The 25,589-nt window shown below is 62.3% G+C and carries 22 protein-coding genes; 20 read left to right on the top strand and 2 right to left on the bottom strand.

Annotation, left to right across the window (positions count from 1 at the left end):
• Window positions 1-17 precede the first annotated feature (17 nt).
• From ACA066_RS10475 to ACA066_RS10570, 20 genes are all read left to right on the top strand, one after another.
• On the top strand, window positions 18-626 hold the full coding sequence (locus ACA066_RS10475) for a lytic transglycosylase domain-containing protein (protein ID WP_497699128.1): 609 nt from the start codon (window positions 18-20) through the stop codon (window positions 624-626).
• Between the two features lie 333 nt (window positions 627-959).
• Window positions 960-6,773, top strand: coding sequence for a manganese-oxidizing multicopper oxidase MnxG (gene mnxG / locus ACA066_RS10480; protein WP_497699129.1), 5,814 nt, complete (start codon window positions 960-962; stop codon window positions 6,771-6,773).
• 141 nt (window positions 6,774-6,914) lie between these two features.
• Window positions 6,915-8,867, top strand: coding sequence for a cytochrome D1 domain-containing protein (locus ACA066_RS10485; protein WP_497699130.1), 1,953 nt, complete (start codon window positions 6,915-6,917; stop codon window positions 8,865-8,867).
• Window positions 8,868-8,880: 13 nt separating this feature from the next.
• Window positions 8,881-9,537 carry an SCO family protein gene (locus tag ACA066_RS10490; protein WP_497699131.1) on the top strand — a complete coding sequence of 219 codons (657 nt, stop codon included), beginning with the start codon at window positions 8,881-8,883 and terminating at the stop codon, window positions 9,535-9,537.
• Entirely contained in the window at window positions 9,534-10,154 is a 621-nt protein-coding gene (locus ACA066_RS10495; protein WP_497699132.1) for an SCO family protein, read from the top strand. Before ACA066_RS10490 ends, ACA066_RS10495 begins: the two co-directional genes overlap by 4 nt.
• 9 nt (window positions 10,155-10,163) lie before the next feature.
• On the top strand, window positions 10,164-11,714 hold the full coding sequence (locus ACA066_RS10500; protein ID WP_497699133.1) for a cytochrome c/ABC transporter substrate-binding protein: 1,551 nt from the start codon (window positions 10,164-10,166) through the stop codon (window positions 11,712-11,714).
• Between the two features lie 15 nt (window positions 11,715-11,729).
• A complete protein-coding gene (locus ACA066_RS10505) occupies window positions 11,730-12,683 on the top strand; it encodes a peptidylprolyl isomerase (RefSeq protein ID WP_497699134.1) in 954 nt (317 codons plus the stop codon).
• Window positions 12,684-12,905: 222 nt separating this feature from the next.
• Window positions 12,906-13,439, top strand: coding sequence for a response regulator (locus ACA066_RS10510; protein WP_497699135.1), 534 nt, complete (start codon window positions 12,906-12,908; stop codon window positions 13,437-13,439).
• A gap of 84 nt (window positions 13,440-13,523) precedes the next feature.
• Window positions 13,524-15,230, top strand: a complete 1,707-nt coding sequence (locus ACA066_RS10515; RefSeq protein ID WP_497699136.1) for a GspE/PulE family protein — start codon at window positions 13,524-13,526, stop codon at window positions 15,228-15,230.
• On the top strand, window positions 15,211-16,014 hold the full coding sequence (locus ACA066_RS10520; protein ID WP_497699137.1) for a hypothetical protein: 804 nt from the start codon (window positions 15,211-15,213) through the stop codon (window positions 16,012-16,014). Before ACA066_RS10515 ends, ACA066_RS10520 begins: the two co-directional genes overlap by 20 nt.
• 1 nt (window position 16,015) lies before the next feature.
• Complete coding sequence (locus ACA066_RS10525; RefSeq protein ID WP_497699138.1) at window positions 16,016-16,561, top strand: PilN domain-containing protein; 546 nt, start codon at window positions 16,016-16,018, stop codon at window positions 16,559-16,561.
• A complete protein-coding gene (locus ACA066_RS10530) occupies window positions 16,548-17,096 on the top strand; it encodes a GspMb/PilO family protein (protein WP_497699139.1) in 549 nt (182 codons plus the stop codon). The genes ACA066_RS10525 and ACA066_RS10530 overlap by 14 nt, the downstream gene beginning before the upstream one ends.
• A complete protein-coding gene (locus ACA066_RS10535) occupies window positions 17,096-17,614 on the top strand; it encodes a hypothetical protein (protein WP_497699140.1) in 519 nt (172 codons plus the stop codon). The genes ACA066_RS10530 and ACA066_RS10535 overlap by 1 nt, the downstream gene beginning before the upstream one ends.
• Window positions 17,611-19,449: a secretin GspD/PilQ domain-containing protein gene (locus ACA066_RS10540; RefSeq protein WP_497699141.1), complete on the top strand. Its 1,839-nt coding sequence runs from the start codon at window positions 17,611-17,613 to the stop codon at window positions 19,447-19,449. The genes ACA066_RS10535 and ACA066_RS10540 overlap by 4 nt, the downstream gene beginning before the upstream one ends.
• A 2-nt stretch (window positions 19,450-19,451) precedes the next feature.
• Entirely contained in the window at window positions 19,452-19,925 is a 474-nt protein-coding gene (locus tag ACA066_RS10545) for a type II secretion system protein (RefSeq protein ID WP_497699142.1), read from the top strand.
• A 4-nt stretch (window positions 19,926-19,929) separates the two neighbouring features.
• Window positions 19,930-20,304: a type II secretion system protein gene (locus ACA066_RS10550; protein ID WP_497699143.1), complete on the top strand. Its 375-nt coding sequence runs from the start codon at window positions 19,930-19,932 to the stop codon at window positions 20,302-20,304.
• Window positions 20,305-20,479: 175 nt separating this feature from the next.
• Entirely contained in the window at window positions 20,480-20,944 is a 465-nt protein-coding gene (locus ACA066_RS10555) for a type II secretion system protein (protein WP_497699846.1), read from the top strand.
• Window positions 20,941-21,330 (top strand): curli production assembly/transport protein CsgE, encoded by a 390-nt coding sequence (gene csgE, locus ACA066_RS10560; protein WP_214382344.1) that lies wholly within the window; start codon window positions 20,941-20,943, stop codon window positions 21,328-21,330. Before ACA066_RS10555 ends, csgE begins: the two co-directional genes overlap by 4 nt.
• The gene (locus tag ACA066_RS10565) at window positions 21,327-21,761 is read left to right on the top strand and encodes a curli assembly protein CsgF (RefSeq protein WP_497699144.1); all 435 of its coding nucleotides are present in this window, start codon (window positions 21,327-21,329) and stop codon (window positions 21,759-21,761) included. The genes csgE and ACA066_RS10565 overlap by 4 nt, the downstream gene beginning before the upstream one ends.
• Before the next feature lie 31 nt (window positions 21,762-21,792).
• A complete protein-coding gene (locus tag ACA066_RS10570) occupies window positions 21,793-22,647 on the top strand; it encodes a CsgG/HfaB family protein (protein WP_497699145.1) in 855 nt (284 codons plus the stop codon).
• A 968-nt stretch (window positions 22,648-23,615) separates the two neighbouring features.
• Here the strand turns inward: ACA066_RS10570 and ACA066_RS10575 are convergent.
• Together ACA066_RS10575 and ACA066_RS10580 are read right to left on the bottom strand one after the other, a co-directional pair.
• Window positions 23,616-25,061, bottom strand: coding sequence for a curlin (locus tag ACA066_RS10575; protein WP_497699146.1), 1,446 nt, complete (start codon window positions 25,059-25,061; stop codon window positions 23,616-23,618).
• Between the two features lie 27 nt (window positions 25,062-25,088).
• Window positions 25,089-25,550 carry a curlin gene (locus ACA066_RS10580; RefSeq protein ID WP_497699147.1) on the bottom strand — a complete coding sequence of 154 codons (462 nt, stop codon included), beginning with the start codon at window positions 25,548-25,550 and terminating at the stop codon, window positions 25,089-25,091.
• Window positions 25,551-25,589 lie beyond the last annotated feature (39 nt).

Raw genomic sequence — 25,589 nt, forward strand, 5'->3', positions numbered from 1 at the left:
GTCAGGGGAGACAAAAAATGAAAACACTCACCACAGGACTGCTCGGCTGTGTGTTGCTGGCCGGCGTCGCTCAGGCCGATGTGTTCGTTTCCGTGGACACCAAGGGCAGCTACGTTCTGTCCAATGTCCACCGTCCCGGTCGCACCTATGAACGGGTGATTCGCGAGCCGGAATCGTCGCTGGTCAGCCTCGATCAACAGCCCCAGATGATTGCCCGGCAACCCTACGCCGAGCTGGTCTCGGCGGCCGCCAGGGCCAATGAATTACCCGCGGCGCTGTTGCATGCGGTGATCCAGGCCGAGTCCCATTACGACTCTGGCGCAACGTCAGCCAAAGGCGCGGGAGGGCTGATGCAATTGATGCCCGACACCGCCCGCGAGATGGGCGTGGCCAACGTCTATGACCCCAAGGCCAACATCCAGGGCGGGGCCAAATACCTCAAGCACCTGATGACCCTGTTCGACAACGACATCGCCCTCGCCGTGGCGGCCTACAACGCCGGGCCGCAAGCGGTGCTGAGCCGTGGCGGGGTGATTCCGCCGTTCGCCGAAACCCGGCGTTATGTGCCGAGCGTGCTGCGCCAATACCGCCGCTTGCAGGGCCTGGCCGTGGATGCGCCGCTGTGATTGGGGGTTGCCCCATAAGTGGGGCAAAGCCCCCCGTATCCCTCAACACCCCAGTTCCCTGGAGCGAGCTTGCTCGCGATGGAGTGTCAGTCGACACCTATGTAGCTGACCCACCATCGCGAGCAAGCTCGCTCCTACAGGGATTTGCGTTTTGGGCGAGATGGATTCCAGCCCGAAATGTGGGGGGAATGGGTGGGGGTATTTCCCCCGATTTGTTAAGTGGTATCTGCAACTAACTGAAAAATAACAAAAATATTTATGGCATGCGGATTGCTCAAGGGGATTTGTCGAGAATTATTCCTGTGAGCAGCACCCACAGCGAGGCCCACGATCATGACCGGCAGACCCCACGCCAATCACCTGGTTAACCTGCTGCTGTTTCTCGCGCCGATGCTGGGCGTCGAGATGGCCGACGCCGCCGTACGCTGCGAGCGCAATCTGGTGGCGAACGTCGTGGCGCTGGATCAGCCGCTGATGTTCAACCGCCTCGGTGCGCAGAACGTCAACGGCATGATGTTCGCCCTGCGTCGCGACGTGGTCGATGACCATGACATGTCCCTGGCCCGCGGCGGTGCGGCCGTGCCGGGCAAAGTCTCGCTGCGGCCCGACAAGCGCCCGCGTCCGTTGGTGCTGCGGGTGGCCGCCGGCGATTGCCTGACCATCAACCTGCAGAATTTGCTCGCCTATCAGGCCAATCCCGGCTCGCATGAAGACGGTGACGAGGAAGAGGAAGAGGAGGGTGTCGAGAACGGCAACGCAGACGACTTCAAAGTCGATGAGCAGGTCACCGACCGCCACGTCGGCTTCCAGGTCAACGGTATGCAGGCGGTCAACAGCATCGACGACATCGCGTCCTTTACCGGGCGCAACGCCAACACCTTGATCCCGCCGGGCGCGACCCGTTCCTACACCTTGTACGCCGAACGCGAAGGCGCATTCGCCGCCAGCAGCCGCGGCGCGACCTTCGGCGGCGAAGGCGATGCAGGCAACGTGGCCAACGGCCTGTTCGGGGAAGTGGTGGTGGTGCCCAAGGGTGGTCGTACCTACCGCAACACCTTGACCGAAGAAGAAATGCGCCTGGCCAGCACTGGACGTACACCGGCCGGTCAACCGATTGTCGATTACCAGGCGCGCTACCCGCAGCGCGAACCGTGGATCCGTGAAGGCAAGGCCGGCACGCCGATCATCAACATGGTCGACGGCACCGAAATCATTTCCAGCGAGAGCGATGCGATCGTGATGGGCAGCAACGCCGACGGCAGCTTCCCGCCGTCGACCTATCCGCTGGAAGCCATCGGCAAACGCAACCCCTCGTTGCCCAACCGGCTGGAACCGTTCCGCGATTTCGCTTCGCAGTTCCAGGATGAAACCGCCGCGACCCAGGCATTTCCCGCGTACTGGGAAGACCCGGTCATGGCCCATGTGCTGGAGCCGACTCGCGACTCGTTCATGATCAATTACGGTTCCGGTGGCATGGGCGCGGAGGTGGTGGCCAACCGGCTGGGTGTAGGGCCGATGCACGATTGCCTGTCCTGCGCCTATGAAGAATTCTTCCTCAGCTCGCACACCGTCGGCGACGTGGCGATGCTGGTGGACGTGCCGGCCAACGCAGGCCTTGAAAACATCCGCCCTGGTGAAACGCCGCGCGCCGATCAGGTCGGGGTGAAGGCGACCATGGCGCTGTATCCGTCCGAGCCGGCCAACGTCAACCACAGCTACATCGGCGACTTCGTCAAATTCCGCAACACCCACAACGGCCACGAGCAGCACATTTTCCACCTGCACGGGCACCAGTGGCTGTTCAACCCCAATGACGACAACTCCGACTATGTGGATGCCCAAGGCATCGGGCCAGGTGCCGGCTACACCTATGAAATCGCCAACGGCGGTTCGGGTAACCGGAATCGTGTGGCGGGCGATGCGATTTATCACTGCCACTTCTATCCGCACTTCGCCCAGGGCATGTGGAGCATGTGGCGAGTGCACGATGTGTTTGAAGAAGGCACCAAACTGGAGGTTTCCCAGCAGGGCACCGACGGTTATCACAACGAACCTTACGCGCTGCGCAGCGGCAAACCGGCCGCTGGCGCCCGGGCCTTGCCCGATGGCGAGATCGTTGCCGGTACGCCGATTCCGGCGGTCGTGCCGCTGCCGGGCAAAGCCATGGCGCCGATGCCGGGCAAAGTAGCGATCGTGCCGAAAATCGGTCAGACCCTGGTCGCCGCCAACGACGACGATGATGAAGAGGGCGATGACGATGAGCATCAGGGCGGTGGCGCCCAGGCCATTGGCTCCCTGGCGCTGGTCGACCGCAGTGAAGCCAACCGCAATGCCGACGGCAGCCTGAAAAACCCGGGCTATCCATTCTGGATCGGCGGCATGGAAAGTTCGGTCGGCCAACGCCCGCCAACCCCGCCGCTGGACATGCTCGACGCCGCCAAGGCCCAGGCCTTGAAGACCAGCGGCAAGGCCTTGTGGGCGAATCTCGACCCGGCGCAGTCCGGTGGTTGGGATGGCGGTCTCGGGCGTCACTCCCTCGACGGATTCTCTGCCGGTGGCGAAGCGCACACCGTGACCACATCGCTGGATTTCTCCAAGGAAGTGACCCGCGCCAAACCGCTTTATCTGCCGGAAGAGGGCACCGAAGTCGAACAGGCGGCCATGGCCTTCCACGCGAAAAAAGACCACCCGAGCTTCGCCGTGCTGCCCGGCAATCAAATCGTCGCGCGCGCCTTCCGCACGAACGGTGCGCTGCCAATCGCCGGTGCGCCTTTCTACGAACCGTGCATGGACGACCGGCAAAAACGCCTGACCAGCAGCGCTGGCATGGGCGAGTTCGCCAGCGGTGAACGGTTCGACGGCATGTCTTTCAGTGGGTCTTCGACGTTCACGGCTGACCGTCCACGGGTCTACAAAGCGGCGAACATTCAGTTTGACGCGGTGTACAACAAGGTCGGCTATCACTTCCCGCAAGCACGCATTCTGGCGCTCTGGGAAGACGCCTGGCCGGTGATCACCAAGCAGCGTCCGCCAGAACCCCTGGTGATGCGCATGAACACTTTCGACTGCGTGCAATACCAGCAAACCAACCTGGTGCCAGCCACCTATGAGATGGATGACTATCAGGTGCGCACGCCGACCGACGTGATCGGCCAGCACATCCACCTGCCGAAGTGGGACCTGACGGCCGCCGACGGCTCGGCCAACGGCTGGAACTACGAAGACGGCGTACTTTCCCCCGGTGCGGTGCAAGAACGCATCCATGCCATTCGCGAGTTCAACCAGTGCACGGGCAGCGACCCGCGTGACGGCACGGCGGCCTGCCCGAAAGCCAAAAATCACCCGTACTTCGGTCAATATGGCCGGGCCGACTGGGTCGGTGCGCGCACCGCGATGCAGCGCTGGTTTGTCGATCCGGTGGTGAACACCAAAGGCGTCGACCGTGGCTTGGGGACCATCTTCACCCATGACCACCTCGGCCCATCGACGCACCAACAGATTGGTCTGTACGCCACTGTGCTGGCTGAACCGGCCGGTTCCACCTGGTTCCACGCCGAAACCGGCGAGCCGTTGTACAGCGGCGCGCGGCAGGACGGCGGGCCAACGTCGTGGCAAGCGGTGGTGTCCACCGGTGACCTGGACGGCGACGGCAAGAACGACAGCTTCCGTGAGTTCTTCCTCGAATACAGCGACTTCCAGCACGCCTATGAAGCCGGTGTGTACGTCGGCGCTGGCCCGAATGGCGTGCCGAACCCGCAAGCGTTCCCCGCCACTGCGGACAGCTTCCGCTACGCGATCAACCCGCCGGTGCGCAATAACGCCAGCACCCTGCTGGACGGCATCCTCGAAGTGCAGGGCGGCATGGTTCCTGGCTGCCCGAGCCGGCCATGCCCGCAAGCGATCTCGGTCGATGACCCCGGCATGTTCGTGGTCAATTACCGCAACGAACCGCTGGCCCTGCGGGTGTACGACCCGAACAAGGTCGGCCCGGACGGCAAGCGCGGCATGCAGGCTGACGGCCTCGGCGGCGACCTCGCGTACGCCATGCAAAGCCGCACCGACCGCGCCATCCCGGCGATGAACCTGGCGCCGAACCTGATCACCGCGGCGACCGGCCCCACCGGCGGCAGCACGCTGTTCCCGCCGCACATCAACAGTGGCGGCGCCGAACCGGGCGATCCATTCACGCCGATGCTGCGCACCTACACCGGTGACAACGTGCGGCTGCGGGTGCATGCCGGCGGCCATGAAGAAGAGCACAACGTGACCCTGCACGGCGTGAAATGGCTGCAAAGCGGTTCCGGTTACGGCAACAGCTCCAACTCCGGCTGGCGCTCGTCGCAGATGATCGGGATTTCCGAGCAGATGGGCTTCAATGCGCCGGTCGCGATGATGTCCAGTTCAGCGGCGACGACGGGCGACTATCTGTACTCGATGGACGCCTCTCTGGAAGGCTATTGGAGCGGGATCTGGGGCGTGATGCGCAACTACACCGCACAACGCAACGATCTGTTCGCGTTGCCGAACAACCCGAAACCGGCCGGTATGCGCAACACGGTGGCCTTCGACGGCATCTGCCCTCGGATCAGCGCCAACCCCAACGGCATCGGCACCCGGCCGACGGTGCAGCGCAACTATGAAGTGGTCGCGGCGCTGGCCAATGACATTCTCGGCAATCCGCTGAACCTGACCCTCGGCGATCCGGCGGGGATCGGGCAACACGTGGGCGGGCCATTGAATCCGGCGGGGGGCACCCTGGTGTTCAACTCGCGGATGGTCAATATTCCCCAAGTCACCGTGGAGGACCCTGAAGACGGCGAAACCATCACCATCGGCGGGCAAAGCGGGCCGCTGCATGACCCGACCGCGATCCTCTATGTGCGCAAGGCTGACCTCAATCCGGTCACCGGCAAGCTCAAGCCCGGTGTGCCGGTCGAACCCCTGGTGCTGCGCGCGACGGCGGGGGACTGCATCAATATCACCCTGGAAAACCGTCTGCCGATGGTCATGCCGGACCTCGTCCAGACGGCGGTGATGCAAGGCATGGTCAAGCGTGATCGCAACAGCGGCCAGGGCTCGACCACCTTCAGCAACAACCTGATGCGGCCGTCCAGCCACGTTGGGCTGCACGCGCAGTTGCTGACGTACGACATCACCAAGTCGGACGGCACCAACGTCGGCGCCAACCCGATCCAGACCGTGCCACCACGGGTCGGCAACAGCGGCGCGTACCCGAACCGTACTTATCAGTACTACGCCGGGCACCTGGAGCGTGAAGGTAAACCGATCACCCAACTGGGTCGCAGCGTCGACAATATCAACGCCACGGCGGTGGAGTTCGGCGGGCTGAATTTCACCCCGGCGGACGTGATCAAGCAACCGCAGAAAGGCCTGGGCGGTGCGATGAGCATCCTGCCGATCGGCGCCACCTGGGTTGAAGATGCGCGCAAGGCGAACGCGACCGTCACCGCACCGGGGCAGACCACTTACCGCGACTTTGCGATGGTCTGGCAGAAAGCGTTGAACATCCGCTGGGCCAACGGCCGGCCGGTGGAAGGCATCGCCGCGGAAGGCTTCGGCGTGCCGACCGATCCACAGGACAACTCGAGCATGGCCATCAACTACAAGGCCGAGCCGCTGTGGTATCGCTTCGGCCTGGCGCCGGATGCACCATTCGGCCACGCCGACGGCGCGGGTTATGGCGACATGCCCAACGCACACATGGCGTACAGCAATGCGCTGGTGGGGGGCGATCCGCAGACGCCGGTGCTGTATGTGAAACCGGGGCAACCGTTCCGCACGCACATCCTGATGCCCACCGGTGGCAGCCGCGGCACGACCTTCCAGCTGGACGGGCATGTCTGGTCGGTCAACCCGTTCCAGTCGGAGAAGAGCGACACCGGGGGTTACCCGATGAGTACGCCGGGCGTGGGTTCGGTGCGGTTCGGCTACAACCCGATGTCGATGTACATCGGCGCCCGCGAAAGCATCCTGCCGGCAGCGCATTTCAGCTTCATGCACCCGAGCGCCGGGGGCAGCAACGCGATACCGGGCGATTACCTGTTCCGCGATTACGCCGCCTATGGCAACACCGCCGGGTTGTGGGGATTGCTGCGGGTGACCAATGAACCAGAACCGGCGCCGTAGACGCGAGACATAGTGTGGCGAGGGAGCTTGCTCCCGCTGGGGCGCGAAGCGGCCCTATAAAAGGGACTGCTGCGCAGTCCAGCGGGAGCAAGCTCCCTCGCCACAGGACCGGTGTGACGCGTAACTGAGGGGAGATGCGTTATGGACAGAACAATAAAAATTGCCAGTTGTGCGTTGATTGTCGGGATTGCGCTGATCTGGCTGGGCGTCTGGCGCACGACACCGGCGACTCTGCTCAGCGAAGTGGCGCTGCCCGACACCTGGAGCAGCCAGAAGCTTGAACGCGACGGTGTGTCGGTAGAGCTGGAGCTGCGGCCATTGGCCGAGGACGGCGTGTTGCGCGAAGGCGAGTTTGCCGACGTGCTCTTCCGGGTCAGTGACAGCAGTTCGGGCCAACCCCTTTCAGGCGTCAATCCCGGTGCCTGGCTGGACCCGGAAACCGTCGCCGCCGATCAGGCTCAGGGCCGTGAACGGAGCTGCAAATCCCGGGTTGGGGTGTTCCTTAAATCGAGCGTCGGCGCGCGTCCGTTGCTCGACCTGAACAGCTATTTCCTGCTGGTGATGAACCGCGATGCCAGTGTCTCGGTAGTCGATCCGTCGGTCTCGGTGGGTGGCATCACCAGCACCCTGTCGCGCATCGACATCAAGCAGCCGCCGATGGATTGGGTCACCCGCAAGGACAACAAACGCGTGTTCATCTCCATGCCCACCGCCGGCGAAGTGGCGGTGATCGACAGCGAGCAATTCAAGCTGATCGACTCGGTCAGCGCCGGCAGCCAGCCAGTGCGCCTGGCCTTGCAACCGGACGAGCGCTTGCTGTGGGTCGGCAACAATGCGGTGAAAGCTGAAGCGTCCGGCGTCACGGTGATCGACAGCCAAAGCCTGAAGCCCCTGAAACACCTGGCGACCGGCCGCGGGCATCACGAAATCGCCTTCAGCAAGGACAGCCGTTACGCCTTCGTCAGCAACCGCGACGACGGCACGCTGAGCATCATCGACATCGCCAGCCTGACCATCAGCAAGCAACTCAAGACCGGTTCGAACCCGTTGTCGGTGGCGTACTCGCCGCTGTCCCAGGCGGTGTATGTCGCTGACGGCAAGGACGGCACCGTCACCGTGGTCGACGGCGCCAGCCTCGACGTGCGCCGTGTGATCAAAATCAAACAGGGCCTGGGCCCGATGGGTTTCAGCGCAGACGGTCGTTTCGGCATCGTACTCAACACTCTGGAGAACCAGGCTGCCGTGATCGACGCCGCCACCGATTCGCTGATCCACGAGCTGGACGTGTCCACCGAACCCTACCAAGTGGTGTTCACCAAGGCCTACGCCTACGTGCGTGGACTGGCGTCGCCCAAGGTGACGATGATCAACCTGTCGTCGCTGGGCGAGGGCCGCACGCCGATCAGCCAGGGTTTCGAAGCCGGGCCGCAGGCGCCACGGCTGGCCGGCGATTTACCGCTGGCGTCGAGCCTCGCGGTGTCGCGGGACGACAACGCAGTGTTCGTGGTCAATCCGGTGGACAACACCACCTATTTCTACGCCGAAGGCATGAACGCGCCGATGTCCGGCTACCCCAATCGCGGGCAGGTGGCGCGAGCGGCCATGGTCATCGATCGCAGCCTGCGAGAAGTCGAGCCGGGGTTGTACGGTGCGCGGATCAAACTGCCGAACGCCGGGCGTTTCGACGTGGCGTTCCTGCTCAATCAACCCAACATCATCCATTGCTTCACCGCGCTGGTTGAACCGGACAAAAGCCTCACCCGGCACCCTGGCGTACCGAAAGTCGAGTTCATGCTCGACAAGTCCACAGCGGTCCTCGACCGTCCTTACACCGTGCGCTTTCGCATTGTTCAAGGCCAGCAGAAGGCGCAGCGCAGCGGCGTGAAGGATGTTCAGGTGCGCTACTTCCGCGCCCCGACGTCGCGGGCTCGGGAAGTCGCTGCGCTCGAAGTCGGCAACGGTATCTATGAAGCGCCGGTGACCCTCGACCTGCACGGCGCCTGGTACTTGCACGTGCGGGCCGCGTCCCTCGGCGCGAATTTCGACGACAAAACTTTTGCCAGCGTTCGGGTCCTGCCCGGCGATGCCCACTGAAGAGGAAATCGACATGAACCGATTCGCACACCGTGGACTGCTGACCTTCTGCCTGTTGGCCGCCGGTATCGGGCAAGCCCTGGCGCACTCGGCGGATGAACACGCCGGGCACGACATGCCGGCCAAAAGCGCCAGCTCGGAAAGTGCCCAGGTCAAATTCGCCGACGTGACGCTGGTGGACCAGAACGGTCAACCGGTGCGTCTGGAAAAAGACCTGGTGACCAACAAAATCGTGGTCATTAGTTTCATCTACACCAGCTGCACCACGGTGTGCCCGGTGGTGTCGTCGATCATGGGCAAAGTGCAGAAAAAACTGGGTGCACGGGTGGGCGCCGAGGTGCAGCTGGTGTCGATCAGTATCGACCCGCAGCGCGATGACGCCAGGCGCCTGAACGATTATGCCCGCACCTTTCAGAACGGTCCGGGCTGGAGCTGGCTGACCGGCAGCTCGCAATCGATCAACGCTACCCTCAAAGGCCTCGGCACCTTCAGCGGTGACTTCAAAAACCATCAACCGCTGATCCTCGTCGGCGACGGCAACAGCCGCCACTGGACGCGCTATTACGGTTTCACCGACCCCGCCGTGCTGACCCGTGAAGTGGAAAAGCTCAGCGGCCAGCGCAACGCCCACGCCAAGCACACCGCCATTGCCATGGAGCAGCAGCCATGAGAGTCCTCGACTGGATCACCCTGACGGTGTGCTTCTGGATTTTCAGTGCGATGGCATTTGCTCACGAAGGGCACGAGGAACCCGCTCCAGCGGTAGCTACCGCACAACCGGCGAGCGGCACGCGCGATGCGAAAACCTGGTTCACCGACACACCGTTGCTGGACCAGAACGGTGAAACCCTGCGCTTCTACAGCGATGTGTTGCAAAACCGCGTCGTGCTGCTGAACGTGATTTTCACCCGTTGCAACGATGCCTGCCCGCTGATCACCCGCAAGCTCAAGGAAGTGCGTGAGTTGCTGGGCGACCAGGCGGACGGCATCACCTTTATCTCCCTTACCAGTGATCCGTTGCGGGACACCCCGGCGGTACTCAAGGCTTACACCTTGAAGCAGGGCGTCGATGGCCCCCACTGGCTTTTTCTCACCGGCGACAAGGCGCAAATGGACCTTGTACTCGGCCGCATCGGCCAGATCGTGCCCACACCGGAGCAACATTCAACACAGCTGATCGTAGGTGACGTGGCCAACAAACGCTGGAGCAAAATCCGGCCCGATGCCCCGGCCGCCGCCATTGCCCAGCGCTTGCAGTTGCTGACAATGCCCGTGGCCGGTCGCTGAGATCGCACCATGAAAGCCTCCCTGATCCTCGGCCTGCTCCTGATCGGCAGCCTTCATTGCGCCGCCGATACGTTGCCCTTGAGCCCTGACGAAAGCGCCGGCAAACGGCTGTACCGCGAGGGTGTGTCCGGCAGTGGTGAGCCGATCATGGCCAGGGTCGGGGCGGCGGGCATGCTGCTGCCGGCCACCAGCCTGCCGTGCGCCAACTGCCACGGCACCGATGGTCTGGGCCGGCCCGAGGGCGGGGTGCGACCGCCGGAACTGAGCTGGTCGCGGCTGACCAGCACCTACGGCCAACGGCAAATCAATGGCCGCAACTACCCGGCGTACACTGAAGGCACCCTGGCGCGGGCGATCCAGGAGGGGCGCGATCCCGGCAACAATCACCTCGACCCGGCGATGCCGCGGTTCGTGCTGTCAATGAACGATCAGCGCAACCTCACGGCCTACCTCAAACGCCTGGCCGATGAGCGCGATCCCGGCTTGACGCCTGACAGCCTGCACCTGGGCACGCTGTTGCCCAGTCAGGGCGCGTTGGCGGAAGAGGGCGCGACGGTGGCCGCGGTGCTCAACGGTAGCGTGGCGCGAATCAACAAGGCGGGGGGGATTCATGGTCGGCAGTTGCGCCTGACGATCCTCGATCCGGGGCCGGACCGTATCAGTGCCGAGCGGGCTCTGGATCAGTTGATCGATCAGGAGCAGGTGTTTGCCCTGATCGCGCCACTGGCGCCGGCACGCGACACGCAACTGGTTTCGCGTCTGGAGCAGGCGGGCATTCCACTGATCGGCCCGCTTTCGTTGCAGGGCACGGTGCAGAGCAGTCGGCAGATTTTTGAACCGATGCCGGGGGTCCGCGAACAACTGATCGCCCTGGCCGATTACGCCTCCGCCAGTTTGCGCGTACTCCAGGGCCCGACGCTGATTACCTATACCGAAGATCCCGGTCAACGACTGGCGGCGCAGACCCTCAGCCAGTACCTGCAAGATCACGCCTGGCAAAATGTCAGCCTGAAGGTCTACGACTCGGCACAGGGCGAACTGCCGCTGGGTTCGCGCTCAGTGTTTTACCTGGGCTGCGGTAGTGATTTCAGCCACCTCGCCGAGCGGTTGCAGACGGCGGGGCAGGTTCCTTACCTGTTCGCCATGTCGAATCAGGTGGCGGGTGACCTTTTACAAGTGCCCAGCGGTTTTTCCCGGCGGGTGTTCTTGTCCTATCCATTCGTGCCCAGCGACTGGACCCTGGCCGGACGCCTGGCCCTGACCCAACTGCGCGAACAGCAGGGGCTTGGCGGCCAGCACGCGGTGCTGCAAGTCGGCGCGTTCAGTTCGATGCTGCTGCTCAGCGAAGGCATGAAACAGGCCGGGCGCGACGCCAGCCGCGAGAAGCTGATCAATGCGCTGGAAGGCCTGCATGACTTCGATACCGGACTGACTCCGCGCATCAGCTTCGGACCGGGCCGACGCCTGGGCTTGAACGGCGCGCATATCGTCACCGTGGACTTGCCCGGCCAGCGCTTCTACCTGGTCGCGCCTTACAAGCCCATTACCGCGACACCCTGACCGGAGGCCTCGATCATGAAGCTCAAGACTCTGTTGATCCTGCTGACCCTGTGGCTGCCCGTGGCATTCGGCAGCAACGGCCCGGTGGCCGCGCGGGTCAATGGCGAGGAGATTTCCGAGTTTCGCCTCGAGCGTTACTTCGCCGAGTACCTGGAGGATCAGGGCCGGGCGCTGGGCAGCATTCGCAATCCCAAGGCGTACAAGCAATTGCGCCAGAAGGCGCTGGACGCGTTGATCGACCGCGAGTTGCTGTGGCAGGAAGCGGTCAGGCGCGGGGTGGTGATCAGCGATGCCGCGGTGCAAAGCCAGGTTGAACAGACCCGGCAGGCCATTGGCGGTGCCGAGAAATTCGCTCGTCGTCTGGAGGACGCCGGTTTCGACGAGGCCGGTTTTGTCGAATACACCCGCCGTGAGCTCGCGGCTCGGCAGGTGTTTGCCGAGCTGACCACCGTCGATGGGCCGGACGAAAAACAGGTCCGGGCATTCTATGAAGAACACCGCGCAGAGATGCGCCGGCCCGAAGCAGTGCAGGCGCGGCACATCCTGATCAAGGTGCCTCAGGATGCCGATGCCGCCACAGTCGAAGCGGCACGGCTACGCTTGGTCGACATGCAAGTGAAAATCAGCCGGGGCGCGGACTTTGCCAGCGTGGCCCGGACCGGTTCGGAAGATGCGTCCGCCGGCGAAGGTGGAGATCTGGGCTATTTTCCTCGTGGACGAATGCTGCCCGCGTTTGAAACGGCAGCCTTTGCCCTGGCGCCAGGTACGGTGAGTGAACCTGTTCGCACACCACTGGGCTGGCACTTGATCTACGTACAGAACCACTTGGAGACGGCCGCTGTCTCAGAGCAACAGGGACTTGAAAGGGTTCGGGCGTACCTTGCCCGACAGCAACAGGCCGAGGTTCGTCTTCAGGTTCTGGCGCAGTTGCGATCGCGCAATCGAATCGAACGGATTGACGATGACTGAAGGTTCCCCCCCAATAGTGGGGAAAGCTTCCGCGCAAATCCGTGTGCTTCCCCGCCTTTGGGGGCGAGGGGTGCTTGGACTAAAAGGTTTTTCCATGGATATCAATTACATGCAGCGGTAAATCAGTCGGTGCTCAGCCTGGCATGAAGTGTGCGTTAGCCTCAGTAAGGCGCGCACTCCACCAGGCTCGGAACTCGGACCTGCGGTTTCAAGGAGTCCACCTTGTTAAACAAAGTACTGGTTGTCGAAGACGAAGAGCTTCTTGCCGAAAACCTCAAGGATTACCTTCAGGCGCAAGAACTGGACGTCCGGATTGCACATGACGGTGCGACGGGTATCGGTGAAGCCGAACAGTTTGCACCCGATGTGATGGTGTTCGATTACCGCTTGCCCGATATGGAAGGCTTTGAGGTGCTCGATGCCGTCCGCCAGAACAGGAACTGTCATTTTGTGCTGATTACCGGGCACCCCACCGCTGAAGTCTGTGAGCGGGCCCGGCAACTGGGAGTCAGCCATATCCTGTTCAAACCGTTTCCATTGGCGGAACTGGCCCGTGCAGTCTGTGACCTTCTGGGAATGGAGCGCGAACTCAAGGCAGGCGTGAGCCGATCCGAAGGTTTTGTCGAACGACGCCAGAGCAAGACCGAGAGTTTCCCGCTGCAGTTGTACGATGGCAGTTGGGTGCTGGCGGATCGTCGACGTACTTCATCGACCTCCAGGGCACCGGACGACGAACAATTGCTCACCGGGGAGTAGTGGCGCGACAAGCCGTTCCGGTGACCGCCGTAATTGCTCGCCGCGTCGACAGGGCTCAAAGCCCCCGGCGTTGGAGAGCAAGCCATGGATCGTCTATCCCTTGCCGTCGAACCGGCGCAGTCGGAATGTGAACCGTCTCGCTTTTCCAGTGAGCAACTGTCCCAGGCACGATCGCTGGCCGCCAGTTCCGGCGAACGTATGCTTGAAGCCCTTGGGGTTCTGTGCGAACTGGCCCCCATGCCCTTCATCCAGCGCCTCGGCGCCACCCTGCATTACCCGGTGCTCGACACCGACAGCCTGTTCAAGGCCACCCCGGTGTTCGACCGGGTCACCCTGGCCCAATGCCTCAAGCGCGAATTCATCCTGCTGCGCCACGACGATGCTGTCATCGGTGTGTTTGCCGACCCCTTCGATACTTCGCGCCTGGCCTGGATCGATGACTGTCTGCACGGTGCGCCGCTGTACCTGGTGCATGCCGACGACCTGAAGGCGTACCTGGCGCGCCACGAAGAGAGCTTCCACGCCGTGGAATCGCTCAACGCCCAGGCTGACGCCAACATCGAAATCGATACCCTGCAAAGCCTGTCCCTGACCAGCATCAGCGAAGACGCCAGCGTCGTCGTCAAACTGGTCAACTCGACCCTGTACGACGCCTTGAAAATGCACGCCAGCGATATTCATTTGGGCACCACCGGCAGCGGTCTGGTGATCAAGTACCGCATCGACGGCGTGCTCAACAACATCAGCAAGATCCAGGGCAGCGAGTTTGCCGAACAGGTGATTTCCCGGGTCAAGGTCATGGCTGAACTGGACATCGGCGAGAAACGTGTGCCTCAGGACGGTCGCTTCAAGATCGGCATCAGTGGTCGGCAGATCGACTTCCGGGTCTCGATCATGCCGAGCATTTTCGGCGAAGACGCGGTGCTGCGGGTGCTCGACAAGCAGGACTTGGCGGACAAGGTCTGCGGCGTGCAGTTGCAAGCGCTGGGCTTTGAAGACGAAACCCTGCGGCAGCTGCGCAGGCTGGCTGCCGAACCCTATGGCATGGTGCTGGTGACCGGCCCCACCGGCAGCGGCAAGACCACCACGCTGTACGCGATGATCACCGAGATCAACCACGGCGTGGACAAGATCATCACCATTGAAGACCCGGTGGAATACCAGTTGCCGGGCGTCCTGCAAATTCCGGTCAACGAGAAGAAAGGCCTGACCTTCGCCCGGGGTCTGCGCTCGATCCTGCGCCATGACCCGGACAAGATCATGGTCGGTGAAATCCGCGACCCCGACACCGCGCAGATCGCCGTGCAATCGGCGCTCACCGGGCACCTGGTGTTCACCACCATCCACGCCAACAACGTGTTCGACGTGATCGGCCGTTTCACCCAGATGGAAATCGACCCCTACAGCCTCGTTTCCGCGCTCAATGCCGTGCTGGCCCAGCGCTTGATCCGCCTGGTCTGCACCACGTGCAGCGCGCCGAGTCACCCGACTGACGATGAATTGCGCGCCTCGGGCCTTGATCCGCATAACGTCGATCACTATCGCTTCGTCCACGGCAAGGGTTGCGGCCATTGCCGGGGCACCGGTTATCGCGGGCGCACGGCGATTGCCGAGCTGCTGCACCTGGACGACGAGCTGCGGCAGATGATCGTCGAGCGCCAACCGATTTCGAAAATCAAGGTCCATGCGTGCAAACGGGGCTTGCGCCTGCTGCGCGAGTCCGCGCTGGAACTGGTTGCAGATGGGCGGACCACGCTCGAGGAGATCAATCGTGTCACTTTTGTCTCGTGATCGTTTTGTCGCCGTCATCGGCGCCAGTGGTATCGGCCTCGGCCAGCGCCGTGGCAGCGAAACCCTCTGGCTGGGCAGCGTCGGATTTATCGACGAAGGCTTTCACGCCTGGGCAGTGGCGCTGGACACCCTCGACCATCTGCTGGCCGACCACGCCTGTGCCGGTGCCGAGTTGAGCGTGGTGATTTCCGGGCACTTCAGCCGCTTCTGCCTGGTGCCCTGGAGCGAACAGATCAGTAGCCCCGACGAATTACGCGGCTTCGCCCAGCTGTGCTTTGAAGACCTTTACGGTGCGCCGACTCAACCCTGGAGCCTGGTGCTCTCGGCAGAACCGGCGGGCTACGACCGGATCGCCTGTGCGCTGCCGCAGGAATTGCTGAGGCGTCTGCGCACACTGGTCAGCGCCCGAGGCCTGCGCTTGCGTTCGGTGCAGCCGTACTTGATGGCGGCGTTCAACCATTTCGATAAAAGCCTCGATACCGGCAACTTCCTGTTCGTGGTCGCTGAACCGGTGCGCAGCGTGTTGCTGCTGGCACGGGAAGGCCGCTGGACCTCGGTGCGTTCGGTTGGCAGCAGCGACAGCGACGCTGCACTGACCGCACTGATCGGCCGCGAAAGCCAATTGCAGGCCTCCACCAACGAACGGCCATTGAACGTCTACCTGCATGCCCCTGCGCGCATCGACGTGCAGCCCGACGTACCCGATGTGCACTTGCGCACCCTTGAAGAAGGCCGGACACCCGTACGCGATTGCCTGTACGTCATGTCCCGGGCGGTGGCCTGAGATGCGCGCCCTTAACCTCGACTTTCAGCCGCGTCGCCGCTCCGGCCCGTTGGGCTGGAGCCTGCTGGCCGGGGGCGTGGTGCTGACCCTGAGTTGCGTCCTGGTTCAGCAGCACCTCAGTGATGAAACCGCAAAGCAGCAGGGTCATCTGCAAACCACCCAGCGCGTCCTCACTGGTGATACCGGTGGCAAAGTCAGCCTGACCCCGGCGCAAATCCGCGAGCAGGCGCAGAACCTCGCCGAGATGCGCAAGGTCTCCCAGCAGCTGCGCCGGCCCTGGGAGAACCTGTTCGCGATGCTTGAAGCCATGCCTCGCGAAAACATCGCCTTGCTGACCCTGACACCCGACGCCCGCAAGGGCCAGGTGCGGATCAGCGCCGAGGCCAAAGACCTGGATGCCATGCTCGACTTCCACCGCAACCTCGAGGCCAGCGACGAGCTGTCCGATGTGTCGCTGCTCAGCCACGAAATCGTGGCCAACGTGCCGGAGCACCCGGTGCAATTCAACCTGTCGGCTACCTGGGAGATTGGCGATGCGAATCCCTAGATTGATCGTCCACGAATACCTGCAAGGCCTGGGCATTCCCGGTCTGGTGGGGCTGGCGATGCTGGCGCTGGCGTTGGTCTATGGCCTGGCGGGTCTGATGCCGGACTGGCAGTCGCTGCAACAGCTCAGCCAGCAGACCCGCGAAGCCGGCGACTACCTGGCCAGGGTTGAAGACGGCAGCGTTGCCCCCCCGGTGGTGCCGCAACGTCAGCTCGACGACTTCCGCAGCAAACTGCCTTCGCAACCTCAGGCCACCGTGGCCATCGACAGGATCTACGCACTGGCAGCCCAGGAACACATCACCCTGGCACGGGGTGAATATGCCCTGGGCATCGACCCCAAGACGCATTTGGCCCGCTATCAGATTCTGCTGCCGGTTCGCGGCAGCTACCCGCAACTGCGGCGCTTCCTGCATGCCTTGCTCGGCCAGTTGCCGGCGGTGGTGGTGGAGGATGTGGAGTTCCAGCGCAAGAAAATCGCCGACACCGACCTGACCGGGCGGATCCGCATGACCCTTTACCTGTCGAGGTCATGATGAATACCAAGCGCGTAGCGGGGTGGGTGGGGTTCTTCGGTGTCGCGGCGGCGCTGACCTGGTTGCCCGATTACTTCATGCCGGCCGACGAGGGCGATGCAAGCGTGGCCGTCGTCGCCACCCCGACCAACAGCAAAACCCGTGGCGCCCTGCCTGCCGCACCAGCGTCTGGCAAACCAGCGGTGGTGAAAGACTTGAGCCCGGCGGGTGACCTGTTCGCTGCCCGCAGCTGGAAAGCGGCGCCGACCCTTGCCAGCGTCATCGAACAACCCGTCAATGAAACCCCGGTGGTGCAAGTCCCCAGCGCACCGCCGATGCCTTTCCAGTTTATCGGGAGGCTGGATGACCGTTCCGACCTGCAAGTGTTTTTGCAGAACGGCGAAAAAATATACGTCGTACGCAAAGGGGATGTGATCGACGAAACCTGGCGGATCGAAGCCATTTCCGATGTGGAACTGAGCTTCGTCTACCTGCCTTTGCATGTGTCCCAGACCTTGTCTGTGGGGAGCGCGCCATGAATAGAAGCCGTTTGCTGATGAGCCTTGTCTGCCTCTGCGCAGGGCTGGCCGCGTGCAGTTCCGCGCGGGTCGCCAACAAGGAAGCGTCCGAGCTGATCGAGCAGGGACAATACGAAGCTGGCCTGGCGCGCATCGAAGAAGGATTGCGGGAGAACCCTCGCGACACCGAACTGCATCTGGCCCTGAATACCGCACACGCCAAAGCCATTACTGCATTGCTGACCGCGGGCGATACCGATCGCGCACACCGGGACTTCGCCTCGGCACGGGTGAACTACAGCCGGGTGCTGACCATCGAGCCGAACAACCGACGCGCCCAGGATGCGATGCGCCAACTCGAGTACATGCGCAGCATGGACGAAAAACTCGAATTGGCCCGCGGTGACCTGCGTCGTGGCGACATCTACGCGGCTGATCGCCAGGTCAAACAGATCCTCGAACTGGACCCGAAAAATGAGGGTGCCCTCGAACTGCAAGGCAGCATCCGCCTGGTCCAGAGCCGCAACGTGATCCCGTATCCACAGCTGCGCACGCGCCTGGACCGGCCGGTGACCCTGGAGTTTCGCGACGCCAATCTGAAAACCATTTTTGAAGTGCTGTCCCAGGTCGCCGGGTTGAATTTCATCTTCGACAAGGACCTGCGCCCTGACATGAAAGCCACGATCTTCGTGCGTGACGTGCGCATCGAAGACGCCGTGGAACTGCTGCTGCAACAGAACCAGCTGCACCAGAAAGTGGTGAACGAAAACACCTTGCTGATCTACCCGGACTCCCCGCAAAAGCTCAAGGATTACCAGGAGCTGGTGATGCGCACCTTCTACCTGACCAGCATCGATGCCAACACCGCGCTGAACATGATCAAGACCATGCTCAAGACCCGCGACGTGTTTGTCGATGAGCGCCTCAACACCTTGACCATGCGAGACACCGAAGACGCCGTCCGCATGGCGGAAAAACTCCTGCAATCGCAAGACCAGTCAAACCCGGAAGTGGTGCTGGAAGTGGAGGTGATGGAAGTCGCGACCCAGCGGATTCTCGACCTTGGCCTGCAATGGCCGAACACCTTCGGCGTGATCAACAGCGACGGGTCGGCGGTGACAATTCTCGATCAATTGAAAGGCATCGACTCCAGCCGGATCACCATCTCGCCATCGCCCCAGCTCAAGATCAACGCCCAGGACAACGACATCAACACCCTGGCCAGCCCGGTGATTCGCGTCAGTAACCGCGAGCAGGCGCGCATCCACATTGGTCAGCGTGTGCCGATCATCAGTGCCACCTCGGTGCCGTCGACTCAAGGGCCGGTGATCACTGAAAGCGTCACGTACCTGGACGTCGGTCTGAAGCTGGAAGTGCAGCCGACTGTGCACCTGAACAACGAAGTAGCGATCAAGATCGCCCTGGAAGTCAGTAACGCTACGCCGCTGGAACCGACCCGTCAGGGCACGATTCCGGTTCAGGTCGATACCCGCAACGCTCAGACCACCCTGCGCCTGCATGACGGCGAAACCCAGATCCTCGCCGGCCTGATGCGCAACGACCATGGCGCCACCGGCAACAAGATTCCGGGTCTTGGCGACATCCCTGGCCTGGGCCGGTTGTTCGGCAGCAACAAGGACAGCGTCAGCAAATCGGAACTGGTGCTGTCGATCACGCCGCGGATTGTGCGCAACCTGCCGTACCAAAGCCCCTCGGACATGGAGTTCCCGACCGGCACTGAAACCAGCATGCACATTCAGGCACCGGACCGGCGGATGGAATCGTCGATGTCGAACGAACGCATCGACCGCCCGGTGGCGGCCACCACGACCCAGGTCGTGATCGGGAAGCCTTGATCATGAACGCCTCGGAACGCGGTTTTACCCTGATTGAAGTCGTGGTGACGCTGGCCCTGATCGGCCTGTTGGCCGGCATGGCCGCGCCACTGACCGAGACCGTGGTGCGCCGGGGCAAGGAGCAGGATTTGCGCACGGCGCTGTACCAGATCCGCGATGCCATCGACGCCTACAAACGCGCCTTCGACGCGGGTTATATCGAGAAGTCGCTGAACAGCAGCGGCTATCCACCGAACCTCAAAGTGCTGGTGGACGGTGTGCGCGATGTGCGCAGCGCCAAGGGCGCCAAGTTCTATTTTTTGCGCCGTGTGCCCCATGACCCGCTGGCCCCGGTCAAGCGCGACGACGAAGGCGGCTGGGGGCTGCGCACCTATGACAGCACGGCTCAGAACCCGCGCGAAGGCGAAGACGTCTTTGACGTTTATTCGAAGGCGCGCGGCAAGGGTCTCAACGGTATCGCGTACCGGGAGTGGTGAGCTTATGCGTCGGGAAAAGGGTTTTACCCTGCTGGAACTGATGGTGGTCATGGCAATCATCGCGACCCTGATGACCATCGCCATGCCACGCTATTTCACCAGCCTCGAGGCCTCGAAAGAGACCACGCTGCGCCAGAGCCTGTCGGCGATGCGTGAAGCGCTGGATCACTATTACGGCGACACCGGGCGTTATCCCGACTCCATCGAGCAACTGGTGGAGCAGCGCTACCTGCGCAACCCGCCGATGGACCCGATTGCCGAGCGCAAGGATCTCTGGGTCATGGTAGCGCCGCCGGACGGCGTAGCCGGCGGGGTCGCCGATATCAAGAGCGGAGCCACAGGGAGGGCGCGTGATGGCAGCCTTTATTCCGAGTGGTAAAAACCTGTGGCGAGGGAGCTTGCTCCCGCTGGGCTGCGTAGCAGTCCCTCTTTTGGGGCCGCTGCGCGACCCAGCGGGAGCAAGCTCCCTCGCCACAAGTCCGCTATCAAGCTTAAGTGAGAAACGCTGGACCAGCGAGGGCGGTTTCACCTACCTGGGCGTGCTGTTCCTGATCATGCTGATGGGCATGGGCCTGGCCAGTGCAGGCGAGTTGTGGTCGACCGCTTCGCGCCGGGATCGTGAACGCCAGTTGCTCTGGGTCGGTACGCAGTACGCCCAGGCATTGCGCAGCTATTACCGCAGTTCGCCAGGGCTGGCGCAGTATCCGAAAAACCTCGAAGACCTGTTGCAGGACGAGCGTTTTCCCAACCCGAAACACCATATTAGGCAACTGTATCCGGACCCGATTGGCGGCGGTGAATGGATCTTGATGCGCGGTTTCGACGGGCGCATCACCGGCCTCAACAGCGCGTCCACGGACAAGCCGCTGAAGCAGGCGGATTTCCCCTCGCAATGGTCGGACTTCACCGGCATGGCCAGTTACAAGGACTGGCAGTTCGTGGCTGAGAAAGCCTTCCTCGATGGCACATCCGGGCCTGCCAAAGGCCAGTCGAAATTGCCCCAGGCGTTGCAGCCATGAACAGATTCTGTTGGGTCGTGATCCTGATGCTGACGTCCGCTGCCGCTCCGGCCGGCGAAGAGGACGAAATGATGGGGTTCATCGTCGATGACACGATCTCGCACATCGGCCACGACTTTTACTACTCGTTCAGTGAACGCCTGCGCGCCACCAGCCCGATGGATTTCAACCTGGTGGTGCGCGAACGACCTTCGGCGCGCTGGGGCGCTCTGGTCACCGTGGAGTATCAGCAGCGTCTGGTTTACCGGCGTTTTCTGCCGCCGAACACCGTGGAACTCAAGGACGAGGCCTATGACGCCGCCGACTGGGTTCGCGGGCAGATCGTCCAGCGCAAGCTGGAAGCCATGTTGCAGGACACAACGGATTTGGAGAGGGACGAATTATGAAAACAACAACGTTCTCGCAACGCCCCGGGCTTTCTTGGGCGGGCCTCTGCCTGCTCGGGCTCGGCAGTTGTGGCCTGGTCCAGGCCACCGAGCTGGTCTATACGCCCATCAACCCGTCGTTTGGCGGAAACCCGTTAAACGGGACCTGGCTGCTCAACAACGCCCAGGCCCAGAACGACTACGACGATCCCGACTTGAAAAAACGCACCGCCGCGGCTGGTACTTCGGCACTTGAGCGGTTCACCAGTCAGTTGCAGTCGCGGTTGCTCGGTCAGTTGCTGGACAACATTTCCGCGGGAAACACGGGGAGCCTGACGACCGACGCTTTTATCGTCAACGTCGTCGACGATTCCGGGCAATTGACCATCGTCGTGACTGACCGAGCGACCGGTGAAATCTCGGAAATCCAGGTGAGTGGCCTGGCCCCATGACGGGGATCGGGGTTGATGGGGAGGGAAGGACATGAAAAGAATAATGGTGCTGGGGCTGACGTTGGCGATGTTACAAGGGTGCAGTCTGCGCGAGCCGATCGGGGCTGAGCAGGACACCGAAACTCCGACGCTGACCCCGAGGGCTTCGACCTACTACGACTTGATCAACATGCCGCGACCCAAGGGCCGGTTGATGGCGGTGGTGTACGGTTTCAGGGACCAGACCGGTCAGTACAAACCGACGCCCGCCAGCTCGTTTTCCACCAGCGTGACCCAGGGGGCGGCGAGCATGCTGATGGATGCGTTACAGGCCAGTGGCTGGTTTGTGGTGCTGGAGCGGGAAGGGCTGCAGAACCTGCTGACCGAACGCAAGATCATTCGCGCCTCGCAGAAAAAACCGAACACGCCGGTGAATATCCAGGGTGAACTGCCGCCACTGCAGGCGGCGAACATGATGCTCGAGGGCGGGATCATCGCCTATGACACCAATGTGAAAAGCGGCGGGGAAGGCGCGCGTTACCTGGGCATCGACATTTCCCGGGAATATCGGGTGGATCAGGTCACGGTGAATCTGCGGGCGGTGGATGTGCGCAGCGGGCAGGTGTTGGCCAATGTGATGACCAGCAAGACCATCTACTCGGTGGGCCGTAGTGCCGGGGTGTTCAAGTTTATCGAGTTCAAGAAGTTGCTTGAGGCTGAGGTCGGGTATACCACCAACGAGCCGGCGCAGTTGTGTGTGTTGTCGGCGATCGAGGCGGCGGTGGGGCATCTCTTGGCGCAGGGGATCGAGCGGCATTTGTGGCAGGTGGCGGGGGATAATTCGCCTCAGAGCGGTGAGACGCTCGATCGTTACCTGACTCAGAACAAGGTACCTGAAGAAGAGTGAACCGAGGCGGCCTTCGGGCCGACCTGGTTCCTCTGAATGCACCGGATGTCCTCCTGTAGGAGCGAGGCTTGCCCGCGAAGGCGGCCTAATAGCCGACCTATATTTTGTTGACCGAGTACATATCCATTCCTGCGGTAACGGCGGCTATTGGTTCCGCCCTTACGGCGGGTTACTTGGAAAAGCGCCAAGTAACCAAGCGCTTTTGCCCCTGACGTACGGTGGCTCGCCTAGGCTCGCCATGCCCTCGCTCCGGTCCTGCTCCGTGGGCCCGCCGCCATCGGCCATCCATGGCCGGGGGCGGCTAGCCCGGCATCCATGCCGGGCTGCCCACTGCGCAGAACCTCCACTCGGCCTTCCGACGGGGCAGATCAAGATCAAAAGCCAGATCAAAAGCCAAAGCAAAAGCCAAAGCAAAAGCCAGATCAACAACTGGAGCGAACTCATACCTGTGGGAGCTAGCCTGCTAGCGATGGACGTCCAGACACCGCGTTCATTCAGACCGCACGCGTAATCGTTAACGTCCATCGCTAGCAGGCTAGCTCCCACAGGGGGGATGCATACATCCGAAGAGCCAGGTCGGCCCGCAGGCCGCCTCGCGCTGCTGTGGCGGTAGTCGCCCCCTCGAGAGGCTTCGTTCCGGTTCTGCGTAGTGGGCAACCCGGCATGGATGGCGGCGGGCCCACGGAGCAGGACCGGAAGGAGGGCATGGCGAGCCTAAGCGAGCCACCGAACGAAAGGGGCAAAAGCCCTTGGTTACTTGGGGCTTTTCCAAGTGACCCGCCGTAAGGGCGGAACCCTAAGCGGCCGTTACCGCAGAAACGGATATGTCCACCTGATAGAAAATGGTCGGCTGTCAGGCCGCCTTCGCTGGCAAGCCAAGCTCCTACAGGGACCGGTGTGCACTGCAAACATCAGACAAAAAAAACCGCGACCCTCACCCAGGAACGCGGTTTTTTATCCCCCAGCAATTACTGCTGCAACACCGTCGCCCGGTTATCCGTCCCCAGCTGCTGAACAGTCGCCATCTGCGTCACGCCACTCTGATCAACATTGGCAATGTTCCCGGAGCCGCCCTGGGTCACATACGCCACGTTCATCGTGTCAGCCTGTTTCACAGAGATCTGGTTGTCGCTGCCCCACTGGGTGGTATAGGCCTGGTTGTCGCTGCCGGACTGGTCGAGCGCGGTGCTGTTGCCCATACCGTTGCTGCTGCCCTGAGCCAGGTTGGTGGTGCCGCGCTGGTCGGCGATGAGGACGTTGTCGCTGCCGTTCTGGTCGAAGTACAGCTCGTTGTAGTTTTCGGCCTGGCTGACGGTGGTTTTGTTGCCGGTGCCGGTCTGGTGGGTGGTCATGATGTGGCCGACGCCGTCCTGGGTGAAGCTGGCGATGTTGTCTTTGCCGGTCTGGGTGATGGTTGCGCTCTGGTTGCTGCCGAACTGGCCACCTTTTTGCGGACCTTTCCAGTTGCTGGCGTAAACCTTGTTGTCGCTACCCACCGAAGTGGCGGTGAGCGTATGGCCTTCGCCGGTCTGGTAGGTGAAGTGCGTGTTGCCCGTTCCTGTTTGGTACAGCGCGATGGTCGAGCCAGTGGACTCGAACTGGTCGGCGTAGATCGCGTTGAGGTCGCCAACCTGGAACACGTGGGCGGTGTTGTTTTGGCCGAAGCTCTGGTCGACCACGGTTTCGTTGCTTATGCCGGTCTGGTCGACGGTGGCTTCGCTGCCGACTTGTCCGTCTTGCCAGACTTCAGTGCCGTTTCCTTCGCCGAGCTGGTTGATGGTCAGGTTGCCGCCGTCGCCATTGCGCTGGTCGCCGTAGGCGTAGTTGCTGGTGCCGGTCTGGTTGATGTCGATCTGGCCGCCCATGTGGTTGATCTGTTCGGCGGTGGCGTAGTTGGTGGTGCCGTACTGGATGATCACCGCAGTGTTGGCGATGCCGGGCTGGATCTGTTCAATGTAGGCTTCGTTGCTGTCACCGAACTGGAAGGTTTGACCGGTCGTACCTTCCTGGCTGTCCTGATAGACGAACGAGAAGTTGCCGGTGCCTTGCTGTTGTTGCAGCACTTCACCGCCACCTGCGCCGATCGACTGGCTGGCGTGGCTGGTGTTGAAGCTGCCGGTCTGTTGCTGGGTGATGGTGCTGTTGTTTTCGAACAATTGCTCGGCGTAACCGGCGTTGTAATCGCCAACCTGATTCTGGTCGATGGTGCTGGTGGCCGAGTCCTGCACGGCGGCCGCGTCGTTGCCCTGGCCGAGTTGCTGCTGGGTGGCGGTGCTAAATGGGGCCAGGGTTTGCTTCACGTCGGCGACGTTGGCAGTGCCGGTCTGGTCCTGGGTGGAAATGCTGTCGTTGGCCAACGCCTGGGCACTGACAATGACCAGGATGGCGGCGGTGAGGGGCGTCAGTTTGAACATGGTGAAACCTCCATGTGTTGCAGTGCTTTAGCGGTATTGTTTGACCGAAACGCTCATGCCGTTTCCCGACTGGCTCACGGCGCTGGTAAGCCCTGTGCCGGCCTGGTCGATGCTGGCGTCGTTGTTGTTGCCGTTCTGGGAAATCTGCGCGCGGTTCTGGCTGCCGGTCTGCGTGATCGAGGCGGAGTTGCCGGAACCTTGCTGAGTGATCATCGCCATCAGGTCGCTGCCTTGTTGCAGGATGTAGGCTTCCTGATTGCTTCCCGACTGGACGATGGTGCCGAGCAACGACTGGCCGTTCTGTTGCAACAGCGCCACGTTAGCCTGGCCGTTCTGGTCGATCAGCGCGTGCTGGCCAATCGGCGGTGGCAACTCGCCGAGGTCGGTGCCGGGGCCCAGGTCGTCGTTCTCCATCAGATCGTCGGCGCGCACGCCCGCGCTGCTGCAGAGCAGAAGCAGGCAGAGCAGGGTGGCGATCGACGTTTTCATGAGGTTGTCCTTTAGAAAGAGACCAGCCCCATCGACCCT

The organism is Pseudomonas sp. LBUM1651 (assembly GCF_059716135.1).

Excerpts from the sequence above, each read along its gene's own strand:
- ACA066_RS10555 (WP_497699846.1), top strand. The coding sequence starts at position 20,480 with ATGCTGATGGGCATGGGCCTGGCCAGTGCAGGCGAGTTGTGGTCGACC.
- ACA066_RS10565 (WP_497699144.1), top strand. The coding sequence starts at position 21,327 with ATGAAAACAACAACGTTCTCGCAACGCCCCGGGCTTTCTTGGGCGGGC.
- mnxG (WP_497699129.1), top strand. The coding sequence starts at position 960 with ATGACCGGCAGACCCCACGCCAATCACCTGGTTAACCTGCTGCTGTTT.
- ACA066_RS10535 (WP_497699140.1), top strand. The coding sequence starts at position 17,096 with ATGAATACCAAGCGCGTAGCGGGGTGGGTGGGGTTCTTCGGTGTCGCG.
- ACA066_RS10580 (WP_497699147.1), bottom strand. The coding sequence starts at position 25,550 with ATGAAAACGTCGATCGCCACCCTGCTCTGCCTGCTTCTGCTCTGCAGC.
- ACA066_RS10485 (WP_497699130.1), top strand. The coding sequence starts at position 6,915 with ATGGACAGAACAATAAAAATTGCCAGTTGTGCGTTGATTGTCGGGATT.
- ACA066_RS10530 (WP_497699139.1), top strand. The coding sequence starts at position 16,548 with ATGCGAATCCCTAGATTGATCGTCCACGAATACCTGCAAGGCCTGGGC.
- ACA066_RS10505 (WP_497699134.1), top strand. The coding sequence starts at position 11,730 with ATGAAGCTCAAGACTCTGTTGATCCTGCTGACCCTGTGGCTGCCCGTG.
- csgE (WP_214382344.1), top strand. The coding sequence starts at position 20,941 with ATGAACAGATTCTGTTGGGTCGTGATCCTGATGCTGACGTCCGCTGCC.
- ACA066_RS10500 (WP_497699133.1), top strand. The coding sequence starts at position 10,164 with ATGAAAGCCTCCCTGATCCTCGGCCTGCTCCTGATCGGCAGCCTTCAT.
- ACA066_RS10550 (WP_497699143.1), top strand. The coding sequence starts at position 19,930 with ATGCGTCGGGAAAAGGGTTTTACCCTGCTGGAACTGATGGTGGTCATG.
- ACA066_RS10545 (WP_497699142.1), top strand. The coding sequence starts at position 19,452 with ATGAACGCCTCGGAACGCGGTTTTACCCTGATTGAAGTCGTGGTGACG.
- ACA066_RS10540 (WP_497699141.1), top strand. The coding sequence starts at position 17,611 with ATGAATAGAAGCCGTTTGCTGATGAGCCTTGTCTGCCTCTGCGCAGGG.
- ACA066_RS10495 (WP_497699132.1), top strand. The coding sequence starts at position 9,534 with ATGAGAGTCCTCGACTGGATCACCCTGACGGTGTGCTTCTGGATTTTC.
- ACA066_RS10475 (WP_497699128.1), top strand. The coding sequence starts at position 18 with ATGAAAACACTCACCACAGGACTGCTCGGCTGTGTGTTGCTGGCCGGC.
- ACA066_RS10575 (WP_497699146.1), bottom strand. The coding sequence starts at position 25,061 with ATGTTCAAACTGACGCCCCTCACCGCCGCCATCCTGGTCATTGTCAGT.
- ACA066_RS10490 (WP_497699131.1), top strand. The coding sequence starts at position 8,881 with ATGAACCGATTCGCACACCGTGGACTGCTGACCTTCTGCCTGTTGGCC.
- ACA066_RS10515 (WP_497699136.1), top strand. The coding sequence starts at position 13,524 with ATGGATCGTCTATCCCTTGCCGTCGAACCGGCGCAGTCGGAATGTGAA.
- ACA066_RS10570 (WP_497699145.1), top strand. The coding sequence starts at position 21,793 with ATGAAAAGAATAATGGTGCTGGGGCTGACGTTGGCGATGTTACAAGGG.
- ACA066_RS10525 (WP_497699138.1), top strand. The coding sequence starts at position 16,016 with ATGCGCGCCCTTAACCTCGACTTTCAGCCGCGTCGCCGCTCCGGCCCG.